A 12,254-nucleotide genomic window follows, 5' to 3' on the forward strand; every position below is an offset into this window, starting at 1 on the left:
CCCCCCAAAACCAAAGGTAAAAACCAGACAACCCAAGCAGCGAAGTCCCCCCGCCCGCGCCTCTGCATGACGAGCTTTAAATTGACTGTCCACTCTCAACGTGACGCTATCAGCCTGACTTCAGACAAAACGCCCGGCCACAGGATTGCACCTTGGGTAATTGCCAATTAAGCCGTTACTTACCCGCCTATCCTGTTCTCTGTTATGCCTGAATCTGCTGCTGCCCGCTGGAAACTGGTGCTAGGCTCCGCCGCCGACGCCGACAACCAAACGCCCTTCCCGCCCGATTACCAAGGCATGGACCAGGTGCTCACCGCCCTCTACGACGAGCAGGACGGCAAAGAGCGCAAAGCGGGCCTTGGCGGCTCGGCTCCGCGCGTGAGCCGCTGGCTCGGCGACATCCGCACCTACTTCCCCGCCGACGTGGTAGCCGTCATGCAGCGCGACGCCATGGACCGCCTGGGCTTACAGCAGCTCTTGATGGAACCCGAAATCCTGCGCACCGTGCAGGCCGACGTGCAATTGGTGGGGACGCTGCTGTCCTTGAGCCGGGTGATGCCCCAGAAAGTGAAGCACACTGCCCGCGAAGTGGTGCGCAAAGTGGTACAGGAGCTAGAGCAGAAACTCTCGAACCCGTTGCGGCAAGCCGTGCAAGGCGCCCTCAGCCGGGCCGTGCGCAACCCGCGCCCCCGCTACCGCGAAATCGACTGGGGCGCCACTATCCGGGTGAATCTCAAGCACTACCAGCCGGCGCAACGCACCATTATTCCCGAGCGGCTGGTGGGCTTCGGGCGGCGCGGGCAGGCGCTCAAGGAAATCGTGCTGTGCCTCGACCAAAGCGGCTCGATGGCCTCGTCGGTGGTGTATGCGGGCGTGTTTGGGGCGGTGCTGGCATCCATCAAGGCCGTAAAAACGCACATGGTGGTGTTCGATACGGCCGTGGTCAACCTCAGCGAAAACCTGCAAGACCCCGTAGACTTGCTGTTCGGGGTGCAGCTTGGCGGCGGCACCGACATCAACCTGGCCCTCACCTACTGCCAGCAGCTCATCACCCGCCCCACCGATACGATTCTGGTGCTGGTCAGCGACCTGTACGAAGGCGGCAACGAAGCCGAAATGATTAAGCGGGCCGCCGCCCTGCGCGCCGCGGGCGTCACGGTAGTGGCCCTGCTCGCCCTCTCCGACGATGGCGCCCCCAGCTTCGACCGGCGCGTGGCCGAAAAGCTCGCCGCCCTCGACATTCCCAGCTTTGCCTGCACCCCTGCGCAGTTTCCGGAGCTGATGGCGGCGGCTATTCAGGGGCGGGAGTTGAAGGTGTAGAGCCGTTCTGGCGGTGACCTCCCCCCGGCTCCCTCTTCTGTGGAGAGGGGGAGCCAGATGAGAACAGGGTATGTGGGTAGGAGGGTGAGAGGGTAAGAGGATTGAAGTCGTCTTGAACTTCTACCCTCTCACCTTCCTACCCACATATCCTTTTACTCTCTCACCCGGCTTCTATTAGAACAATGTGCTACTGGCTATCCAGCTCGAACCGCTCGAACGTAGCCGTTGCAGTAACTGGGCCTTTGGCCAGTACCCCGGCCCGGACGCCCCGGTCCCAGGGTGGCAGGTAGGTGCCGTTGATGGCGGCGGCTCCGGCAGCAGGCATGGCCAGCCAGTTTTTGCCGTTGTCGGTGCTGTAATCGAAGCGGAACAGGTTGCCGTTTTCTGCCCGCAGGCGGAAGGTTAAAGCAGCAGCGGTAGGCAGCTTGGTTTCGCTCAGGGTTTTCTGCTTGCCTTTTTCCAGCTGCCAGAGTTGCAGCTTGCCGCTGCCGGCGGTGAGGGCCAGCGTGTTTTCCGGGTCGCCGTGGGCGGCAATGCCGGCTACGGTGCCAGCGGGCAAACCGTTGGGGTTCAGCAGCGTAGTGGTGGCGGTGTAGTTGGCGGAAGTGGTGTGCTGACCAAGGGCGGCGCCACTATGCTCAGGCCGGGCCGTAAGGCGCAGCTGGCCGCCCCGCACAGCCACGGTGGGCCGCTCCTGCACCGGCCACTGCCATGATGGTTGCAGCACGGGCCCATCAAACTCGTCGGTCAGGTTGCGCGCCTTGGCTACGGGTGCGGCCTGCACCGGCACGGAACCGTTGTTGGTGAATTCCGGCCAGCCTTCGGCGGTCCAGGTGAACTCACTGACAACGCCCTGCCGGCCCACAAACTCGAAGCTACGGGTGTCATAGGCGTGGTGCAGCATGTACCAGCGGTTGCCGCGGTTGAACACGGTGCCGTGGCCGGGGCACGCCCACTTGTCGTTTTTGGTGAGGATGGGGTTCTTCTCGTATTTCTCCCACGGCCCTAGCAAGCTTTTGGCGCGCGCCACGCCGGTACCGTAGGTGCAATTGTGCCCGCAGCAGCCATTGGCGGCATAAAACGCATAGAAATAGTCGTTGCGCTTCACCATGGCCACGCCTTCCACCAAGTTGCCTTCCCAGGGCGCGGTGTTGCGGAACAGCTCTTTTTTCTCGCCCAGCAACGCGGTGTGCTCCTCGTTGAGGCGCTGCGCCCAGATGGGCGTAGGCAGGTTGCGGCTGTTGCCGTCTTCTTTCCAAATCAGGTACAGGTCGCCTTTCTCGTCGCGCATAGCAAACCCGTCAATCGAGCCTACCTCCTGCCCTACCAGCGGGCCCAGGTCGCGGTACGGGCCGGCGGGGTTGTCGGCCACGGCTACGCCCACGGCCAGGTTGCCGCCTTTCTTGTGGGCGGTGTAGTAGATGTAGGTTTTGTCGCCTTCCTGGCTGATTTCCGGGGCCCAAAAGTAGTAATCGGCCCAGGCCGGCAGCTCGTTCGGGAATACGTGCCCGGCCAGCTCCCAATCCTTCAGGTTGGTTGATTTCAGCAGCGGAAACACCGGCCCCCAGTTCGAGGACGTAGCCGTGGCCCAATACGTGTCGCCTACTTTGGTGATGGACGGGTCGGGAAAGTCGCCGGCCAGCACGGGGTTGGCAATGGCAAGCGCCGGCTCGTTGGTTTCCACCTGGGTTTCGGCGGTGCCGGCCGTAGGCGAGGTAACGACCGTGCTTTTGGTTTGCTGGCAGGCGCCAAGCAGACCCAAGGCCAGGGCTGCGGTAAGGGTGCGGGTTCTTAGCATGTAGGAATTCTATGTTCTACTGAGTTCTTACTGTGTAATAGCTAAAAGCTAGTTCCCCTCCTCAGATGAGGAGGGGCTAGGGGTGGTTGAATAACTAGAGTTAGAAAGCTAAAACTAGTTGTCGTTCAATGGCAGATCAACCACCCCTAACCCCTCCTCATCCGAGGAGGGGAACTAGTTTTCTAGCTTCTAGCTATGGCTTTATGTGGCTACTCGCCGGCGGGCTCGGGGAGGGCTACGCCGATGGGAACGGGCGTTTCAAAGTTGGGTGTGCCGTCGGGGTTCCAGGTGAACTTTTGCATGCGCGGGGTGCGGGCATTGCCGCAGCCGCGGCCGGGCTCGGCGTTGGCGTGGTACAGTATCCAATCCTCCTGCCCGTTCTTCGATTTGAAGAAGCTGTTGTGGCCCGGCCCGTAGGCGCGGTCGGCGGGGTCTTTGGTGAAAACTGGGGTCGGCGTTTTCGTCCAGGAGGCGGGCAGCATGGGGTCGGCGGTGCTGCTGGCCGTGAGCAAACCCAGGGCGTAGTCGTCGGTGCTGCAATGGCTGGCCGAGTACACCAGGAAGGTTTTATTGTTGTGCTTGAGCACCTGCGGGCCCTCGTTCACTTTCGGGTCGCCGATGGTTTCCCAGCTGAGTTGGGGGCGGCTCAACTCCGCGCGCGCGCCAGTCAGGGTCCAGGGGTTGCTCATCTGGCAGATATACAGGCGCTGCTCCACTGAGTTCGGTTCCTGCCCCGACCATACCAGGTAGCGCCGGCCATTCTGCTCCAATATAGTACCGTCGATGGCCCACAAATCCTGGCCGGGCACGGCAATCTGGCCTTTTTCCACCCAAGTGCCGGTGGTCGGGTCGGCGGCGCTGTTTTCCAGCACCCACAGGCGCTGCCCGCCGCAGCAGTTGCCGGGTCCGGCCGTGAAGTACACGTACCACTTGCCGTCGAGGAAGTGGATTTCCGGGGCCCAAATGTCGCGCGAGGTAGACCCAGTGGCCTGCGGCGTCCAGATTACCTTGCTCGGCGCCGAACCCAGCTCCGACATCTTGGCGGTTTTCCAGAGCGTGAGGTTGCCGCCGGTGGTGTGCATGTAGTAGTAGAACCCGTCCTTTTCGTACACCCACGGGTCGGCGCCGGAGGCCAGCAGCGGGTTGGTGTACGTGGTAGTGGCCGTGGGCGGTGGCGGCGGTACCGGTGGGGTATCAGGCGACTTTTTGCAACTCAGCACCAAGCCGAGCAACAGCGCAGGTAGCACCATACGATAGGAAGTTGATTTCATGACAAAGTAAAGACGGGTGGAAAGTACGAAACGCAATGGCTGAGTAGTTGAATCGTTGAATAGTTGATTGTTACTAACGTTGCCAGAACAACTAACAATTCAGCTATTTAACAATTCAACTATTCAGCCATCATCCCTTTAACAATGCAGTGAATTAATACCCTGTATTCTGAGTAAGCTTGCCGAGGTCCACGTCGGTTTGCACCAGGGGCAGCAGGCGCGAACGGTCTAAGCGGAAGGTGTTGAAGTCCGGGTCGCGGGCTTTCAGCCGGTCGATGTCCGCCTGGTTGGACAGCATGCCCCAGCGCTGCAAGTCAAACCACCGCACCCCTTCGCCGGTCAGCTCGGTGATGCGCTCGTGCATGAGCTGGGTGCGCAGCGTTTCGCGGGTGTAGCTGCCCGTAAGCGGGGCCAAACCGGCGCGCTCCCGCACCTGGTTGATGAGCGGCAAGGCGGCCGCCTGGTTGTTTTGCTCGTTGAGCGCCTCGGCCTGCATGAGCAGCACGTCAGCATAGCGCATCACCCGCTGGTTGATGGGCGAATCGAAATCCTCGAACGTGCGGTAGTAATCGGTTTGGTACTTGCGCCAGTACACGCGGGCCCGGTTGCGGGCGTCTTTGCCGTAGCGGGTCAGGAAGCCAGTGCCGTAGGCCAGCGTGTCGGCATCGAGGGGCAGGGTGCTAGGAAACTGGGTTTGGTCGCGGCGGTTGTAGAACACCGTGGCGGCCAGGCGCGGGTCGCGCTGCCCGGTGGCCGTGGGCTCCTGCAAAAACTCGCGCACCACCCAGGGCCGCACCTCCCCATCGTTGAAACCGAAGCCCGGCACCCCCCAAAACTGGGAGCGTTGCCCCCCCTGCGACGAGGTGGCATCGGGCCCGCCGCCTGAGTCGTTGCCGCCCTTCTTCTCATCGGAAAACTGCACCTCGAAGATGGACTCAGGGTTGTTTTCGGTGGTATGGCGGAAGTTGTTGACGTAAGGCACGCCGGTTACCCGGTAGATATTGAGTGCAATTACCTGCGTGAACTGCGCCTGCGCGTCGGCCCAGCGGCGGTTCTGCATGTAGGCCTTACCCAGCAGCGTGAGGGCCGCGCCCTTGGTAGCCCGGCCGATGTCGTTGCCGGTATAGGTGGTGGGCAAATCAGCCTGCGCGGCTTGTAAGTCACTGATTACCTGCTCCCATACCTGCGCCTCATTGGCCTGCGGAAACACTGTATTCAAGTCGATGGGCGGGGTCAGGGCCAGGGGTACGTTGCCGTAGAGCGACACCAGATTGAAGTAGCTGAGCGCCCGCAAAAACCGCGCTTCGGCCAGCACCCGCTTCTGCAAGCCCGCTTCCATACCCTGAATAGTGGGCACGTTGGCCAGCACCTGGTTGCAGCGGTAAATGGTGCGGTAATGGTCGCGCCAGATGTTGTTGGAAACCTCGAAGTTGTAGTTGGTTTGCAGAAAGCGGGTGAAGTCGGCTAGCTCGCCCCAGGGGCTTTGGCTGAAGCCGGTATCATCGCGCAAATCGAAAGCGAAGTTCAGCCAGCGGCGGTACATGCCCAGGCCCTGCAAACCGGCGTAGCAAGCGGTAGAGGCCTTCACAGCGTCTTCGCTGGTGCGCCAGGAGGTTTCCACGGTGGGCAGGTTGGGGTTCACCTGCTCCAGCAGGTTGTTTTCGCAGGCGGCCAAACTTAGCAACATCGAGCCGGCCAGCCCTAAACGAGTTATAAAAGAAGATTTCATAAGAGTAAACACTGAAAAGTCAGAGAATGGAAAACGCCGCTTAGAAGCCGGCCTGAATACCCAGCGTGAACGAGCGAAGATTAGGGTAGGCGCCGTCGTCAACCCCACGGGCTAAGTTGTTACCCTGTGTATTGAAAGCGCCACTGCCCACGGTTTCAGGGTCGTAGCCGGAGTAGTCGGTTACTGTAAACAGGTTCTGACTGGTGGCATAGATGCGCAAGGAAGCCACGTATTTGGTGCGTTCCAGCACGGCTTTGGGCACCGTGAAGCCGACTTGCAGGTTTTTCAGGCGCATGTACGAGCCGTCTTCCAGCCAGCGGGTGCTGTTGAACCGGTCGTTGTAGCCGGGGGTATTGCCCGCGTTGCCACCCGAGCGCAAAGCGCGGGGGGTGGTATTCGACGGATTGGTGGGAGTCCAGGGGCTGAGGTCGGCCCGGTAGTTGGTGTTGTTGTTGGTTTGCTCGTACCAGGTTTTGGCCACGTTGAATACGTCGTTGCCCTGTACGCCTTGCAGGAAGGCCGTCAGGTCGAAGGCACCGTAGCCCAAGCTCAGGTTGAAGCCGTACTGGATTTTGGGGAACACCCGGCCTACGTGCGCCCGGTCCTGGTCGGTAATCTGGCCGTCGCCGTTCAGGTCGCGGTAGCGCACGTCGCCGGGCTGCAAACCTGCCGGAATATTCTCGCCCGTCTGGTAGATGCCGTCAAACTGCAAAAGATAGAACGAGCCGATTTCATAGCCGACTTCCGTCCGGGTGATGTCCTGCGGCCCCCCATTGAAGAAGTTTGGTGCGCCACTGCCGTCGCCAACCGCCGTACCTAGATCGAGCACGGTATTTTTGAGAGTAGTTAGGTTGGCATTGGCCCCATAGCGGAACTTGCCTTTGGTGTCACTATAACTCAATTGTGCCTCGAAGCCCTTGTTTTCGAACTTGCCAGCATTTCTATATGGGTTTGAGCCGGCATTCCCGAACAGCAGCGCTAAGTCAGGGTTAATCAGCGCATCATAAGTCTGAGACACGTAGTAATCGGCTGAGAGAGTCAGCTTATCCGTCAAGAAACTGGCGTCGAAACCCACATTGGTGGTACGCCGGTCTTCCCACTTGATGCCGGTGCTGGCGTAAGCCGTCTGGATGGCCCCGTTCTGGATGCTGCCGCCCAATACATAGTTGGCGTTAGGGTTGATGTAGCCCTGCGACAGATAGGAGCCGCCATAGGCTCCAATGAGTTGCTCATTACCCAGTCGCCCGTAAGAGGCACGCAGCTTCAGGTTGGACACTGCTGTTACCCCCTCGAAAAACGCTTCCTTGGAAATGCGCCAGCCCACCGATGCTGCGCCGAAGTTACCCCAACGGTTATTAGGAGCAACCCGCGAGGAACCGTCGCGGCGGAACGCGGCCGTGACGAGGTACCGCTCGTTATAGTCGTAGGTCAGCTGTCCAAACAACGACTGCTTGGCCCAGGTGAACTGCGAGCCAATAGCCTGTGGCGTCTGGCTGCCCGCATCTAACGCCCAATAGTACGTCGGGCCACGGCCGTACTCGAAATTCACGCCCCGGGTAAACTCCTGCCGAAAGCGTTGCTGGCTGTATCCGGCCACGGCCGTTAGGTTATGGTCGCCGAAACTCTTATCGAAGGTGAGGGTGTGCTCAGCCATGCCGAACAGCTCATTGCCCTGGTTTTCCGCGTATGATGATGGCGTGGTGGCATCGTTGAGGCGCCACACGCCGTACTTACGCTTCTCCCGGTCGTGGAAGCCGTGGTACTCAGTGGCCAGGTTGAGGCGGTAGCGCAGAAAGCTGAAGATGTCCACTTCGGCGTACACGTTGCCCTGCAAGCGGTTGGAAACGCCGGTGTTGTTGAACAAATCCTGGAGGGCAATGGGGTTGGTGGCAAACGTGCTGGCGTTCAGGTTGCCGATGCCGTAGCCACCCGGCACCGTAGCGTCACGCACGGGCGTCACGGGCAGCAGCTGCGGCAGGTTGATGAACGGCGAGCCGGTGAGAGGACCAGCGTTCAGGCGGGTTTGATTGGTTCGTGTGAGCAGCAGGTTTTCGCCGATGCGGAACCGGCCCCGGTTGAAGCCGGTGTTCACCCGGAAGCTGTACCGGTTGAACTTGGGGCCGACCACGGTACCGTCCTGCCGGAAGTAGCCGCCCGTCACGTTGAAGTTGGAATTGGGCCCGCCGCCCGAAAAGCCCAGGTTGTAGTCCTGCATCGAGCCCTGCTTGAAAAACTCGTCCTGCCAGTCGGTGTCAAGCCCGGCCGGCGGGTTGGCGGCGTAGGGCTGGCGCGGCTGCCCGGTATTGTCGTAGGCCTGGTTGTTGATGTTGGCCCACTGCGCGGCGTTGGCCAGGTCGAGGCGCTTGATGATGTTCTGCACCCCGCCATTGGCGCTGAAGCTTACTACCGGCGGACCCGAGCGGCCTTTTTTGGTGGTGATAATAATGACGCCGTTGGCCCCAACCGCCCCATACGGTGCCAGCGAAGCCGCATCCTTGAGCACCTGCACCGATTCCACGTCGGCGGGGTTGAAGTCACGCTGCCCGCTCTGGTTTTGCACCCACAGCCCGTCGATTACATACAGCGGGCCGCTGCCGCTGGCAATAGTGCCCAGGCCCCGGATGTTGATGCTGGGGGCCTGCCCCGGCTGGCCGGAGTTGGTTACGGTCACGCCCGGCACGCGCCCCTGAATGGATTCGCCCACGCTGGCTACCGGTGCCCGGCGCACCTCCTGCGCACTCACCGACGACACGGCGCCGGTTACGTTCTGGCGCTCCTGGGTGAGGTAGCCCACTACCACCACTTCGTTGAGCGCCTTGGTGTCAGGAGCCAGGTTGAGGTCTATGGTGCTGCGGCCCGATACGGGCACTTCCTGGGTGGCGTAGCCCACAAACGAAAACACCAACGTGGCACTGCCGCTGGCGACGGTTAGGGTATAGCGGCCGTCGGTGTCGGTGGTGGCACCGTTGGCCGTGCCTTTTTCCAGCACGGTTACGCCGGGCAGGCCCTGGCCTTTTTCGTCGAGCACCCGGCCGGTTACGGGTACGGCCACCGCGGCAGTTTCGGCCGTGGTGGGCAGGTAGTCATGTAGCGTTGGAGTGGCTTGCACGGCAGCAGGCAGGCAGCAGAGCAAGGCGGCCGGTAACGCCAGGCGGCCGGACTTAGGTACAGGGTTTTTCATGAGGGTGGGATTGAAAAAGGAAGGAATCTGGGCGACAATGTGCAAACGTTTGCAGGAAAAATCAAGTTGTAGCTCAGCAGTAGAAGCACAAAAAAACCAGCAGAAACGCCTGCGCTATTGCCTCAAACTCAACAGTAAAGCCACATATTCCACTCCTGCACCTTGGCTTATGCCGTCACGTATCACTCCAGAATCTGCCTTCCTCTGCATTCGTTCATGTTACACAGATAGCCTTAAACACAGCTTCTATTTATTTTAACTATTCTTATATATAACATTAATTAATCATTTATAATCGTATTTTAATTATAATTATACCGTTGATACACCTTACAATAAGATACACCAAGTGTCTTTAAACTCGACAGCTAAATTGCAAACGTTTGCGTCAACTAATCCGGTAATTCACTTACTTACCGTCACTTTCTCCTGCCCGCTTTTCGGGCTTCATTGCACCTCCCTGCTATTCACCTTTCCCGCTCCCTATGCCCTACCCGCTTTCCACTTCTCGCCGGTCGTTTCTGCGCACTTCTGCTCTCAGCCTAGTCTCCCTGCCCCTACTCCTGGATGCCTGCACTTCCAAGTCGACGGACACCGGCGGCACCTACACCAACCCGGTGTACCCCCACTCCTTCCCCGACCCGTTTGTGTTGCAGCACGAGGGCATGTACTACGCCTTCGGCACTACTGGCCAGAGCCGCACCAGCCCCGACAACCGCATTTTCACGGTCCTGACTTCGCCTGATCTTGTAACCTGGAAGCCCGCAGGTGGGGCGTTGGTGCCGCCTGCGGGGGCCGAAGGAGCCGATTTTTGGGCGCCGGAAGTGGTGTTTCACGAGGGCACGTTTTACATGTATTACTCGATGGGTGGCGGGGCCATTGCCGCCACCGTGGGCCACCGCCTGCATGTAGCCACCAGCAAAAACCCCGCGGGCCCCTACGAAATGGCGGCTTTGCTCGACGTACCCGCCAGCAAGTTCACCATCGACGCCCACCCCTACCGCGACTCCGACGGCCAGTGGTACCTATTCTACGCTCGCGACTTCATCGACACCGACAACGGCTACCTCCCTGGCACCGGCCTGGCCGTGGATAAGCTGGTGGGCATGACCCGCCTGGCCAATGAAGCCCGCACCGTTATGCGGGCCCGCCACCCCTGGACGGTGTTCGAGAAAAACCGCACCATGCCGCTCTACGACAACCGCACCTTCGCCGAGTGGCACACGCTGGAGGGCCCGTTTCTGCGCCAACACGACGGCAAATACTACTGCTTTTACAGCGGCGCCAACTTCCTTACCGACCGGTACGGCGTGGATTATTGCGTGGCCGATTCCATCCTGGGCCCGTACTCCGATGCTGGCGCCGAAAACGGCGCGCGTGTCCTGCACCAGGTACCCGGCAAGGTGCGCGGCCCCGGCCACCACTCCCACATCATGGCCCCCGATGGCAAAACCGAGTTTCTGGTGTATCACGCCTGGGACGCGGGCATGAAGGAGCGCCAGCTCTGCATCGACCGGCTCTCCTGGACGCCGCAGGGCCCCCGCGCCGTTGGCCCCACCTACACGCCGCAGCCCCGGCCGTAAGGGCGGCGTGGGTTGTTTCCCACCGGTTCAGGGAAAGCCAACCGATTCCTTATCAACTAGTAGCACTAGCAGACAGTAGTTCAGACTGCCTGATACGCCCCACTATGCCCGCCTTCCACCGGCCCTGTTTCGGGTCAGCCGCTTAAGCAAGCGACGGTGGGGCTGGTAGATGGAAGACACGACGGCAGTAGACGAGCTACCGGTATCGATACCGATAGCAACTCGCTAATTCTTTGCGCAATACAGCTCGAAGGTTACCTCAACAAAAGATTTCTCGCGCTTGAAAAGCGCTTGCATTTTCACCGTTTATTTGTGCATTCCCAACGGGCGGGCTAGCCTTTTTTCACTTGCCCGTTAGGTCACAATTTGACTGTAAACTCTTTATGATGAGGATTAAAAAGGCCGTAATTACGGCAGCGGCCCGCGGCGTGCGGCTCTATCCGGTAGCCGATACCATTCAAAAATCTATGCTGCCCGTGGTGGATGTGGATGGCCTCCATAAGCCCGTTATTCAGATTATTGCCGAGGAAGCCTTCAGCAGCGGCATCGAGGAGCTGTGCATTGTGTGCGCGCCCGGCGACGGTGAGCGGTACCTGGCCGCCTTCCACTCCCTGCGCGACAACCTGTTGAAATCGTACCAGGGCATCGACTGGGCCAAGCAGGAAGCCGAGAAAATCGACCACCTGCTCAGCCGCACCCAGTTTGCCGAGCAGCAGGAACCCCGCGGCTACGGCCAAGCCGTGTACTGCGCCAAGGAGTTCGTGAATGGGGAGCCGTTCCTGCTTTTGCTCGGCGACTACCTCTACGTATCCGACGTGCCGCGGCAGCGCTGCGCGGCCCAACTATTGGCCCTGGCCGCCCAGGAGGAATGTGCCGTATCGGCCGTGAACCCGACTATTGAGCACCAGGTAAGCCGCTACGGTACGGTTACGGGCAAGCACGTGGCCGGCCAGGTGGGTATTTATCAGATTGATAAAATCATCGAGAAGCCGTCGTTGAGCCTCGCCGAGCTGGAGCTGCAAACGCCGGGCCTGCGGGCGGGCTACTACCTGTGCTTCTTCGGGATGCACGTACTCACGCCCAGCATTTTCACTATCCTGGAAACCCAGGTGGCGCAAGGCAGCACCAATATCCTGCTCACGCCGGCCTTGCAGGAGCTGGCCACTTCCGATAAGTATCTGGCCCTGGAAGTACGCGGCAGCCGCTACGACCTCAGCCGCAAGCAAGGCCTGCTCCGCGCCCAACTAGCGCTGGGCCTGGCCGGCGAAGCCCACGACGAAACCCTTACCACGCTGGTAGAGCTACTAGCCGAAGCCAACGCTCGCAAGCCTCAGCAGAGCTAAAACTAGCTCCCCTCCTCAGATGAGGAGGG

7 protein-coding genes are annotated in these 12,254 nt (G+C 60.3%); 3 read left to right on the forward strand and 4 right to left on the reverse strand.

Features of this window, described 5'->3' with window-relative positions; genetic code table 11:
• The first annotated feature begins 204 nt into the window (after positions 1 to 204).
• Positions 205 to 1,320 carry a VWA domain-containing protein gene (locus J0X19_RS24425; RefSeq protein WP_206987038.1) on the forward strand — a complete coding sequence of 372 codons (1,116 nt, stop codon included), beginning with the start codon at positions 205 to 207 and terminating at the stop codon, positions 1,318 to 1,320.
• 187 nt (positions 1,321 to 1,507) lie between these two features.
• On the opposite strand, the gene J0X19_RS24430 is transcribed toward J0X19_RS24425, so the two are convergent.
• The 4 genes from J0X19_RS24430 to J0X19_RS24445 all read right to left on the reverse strand — a co-directional run bounded on the left by J0X19_RS24430 (position 1,508) and on the right by J0X19_RS24445 (position 9,299).
• Entirely contained in the window at positions 1,508 to 3,118 is a 1,611-nt protein-coding gene (locus J0X19_RS24430) for a family 43 glycosylhydrolase (RefSeq protein WP_206987039.1), read from the reverse strand.
• 209 nt (positions 3,119 to 3,327) lie between these two features.
• Positions 3,328 to 4,389: a glycoside hydrolase family 43 protein gene (locus tag J0X19_RS24435; protein ID WP_242583402.1), complete on the reverse strand. Its 1,062-nt coding sequence runs from the start codon at positions 4,387 to 4,389 to the stop codon at positions 3,328 to 3,330.
• Between the two features lie 154 nt (positions 4,390 to 4,543).
• The gene (locus J0X19_RS24440; protein WP_206987040.1) at positions 4,544 to 6,118 is read right to left on the reverse strand and encodes a RagB/SusD family nutrient uptake outer membrane protein; all 1,575 of its coding nucleotides are present in this window, start codon (positions 6,116 to 6,118) and stop codon (positions 4,544 to 4,546) included.
• Between the two features lie 40 nt (positions 6,119 to 6,158).
• Entirely contained in the window at positions 6,159 to 9,299 is a 3,141-nt protein-coding gene (locus tag J0X19_RS24445; protein WP_206987041.1) for a SusC/RagA family TonB-linked outer membrane protein, read from the reverse strand.
• Positions 9,300 to 9,784: 485 nt separating this feature from the next.
• Between J0X19_RS24445 and J0X19_RS24450 the strand changes: the two genes are divergently transcribed.
• Complete coding sequence (locus J0X19_RS24450; protein WP_206987042.1) at positions 9,785 to 10,882, forward strand: glycoside hydrolase family 43 protein; 1,098 nt, start codon at positions 9,785 to 9,787, stop codon at positions 10,880 to 10,882.
• 383 nt (positions 10,883 to 11,265) lie between these two features.
• The gene (locus tag J0X19_RS24455) at positions 11,266 to 12,225 is read left to right on the forward strand and encodes a UTP--glucose-1-phosphate uridylyltransferase (protein ID WP_242583405.1); all 960 of its coding nucleotides are present in this window, start codon (positions 11,266 to 11,268) and stop codon (positions 12,223 to 12,225) included.
• The last annotated feature ends 29 nt before the right edge of the window (positions 12,226 to 12,254 follow it).

This window comes from Hymenobacter telluris (assembly GCF_017313265.1).
Lineage (GTDB): Bacteria > Bacteroidota > Bacteroidia > Cytophagales > Hymenobacteraceae > Hymenobacter > Hymenobacter telluris.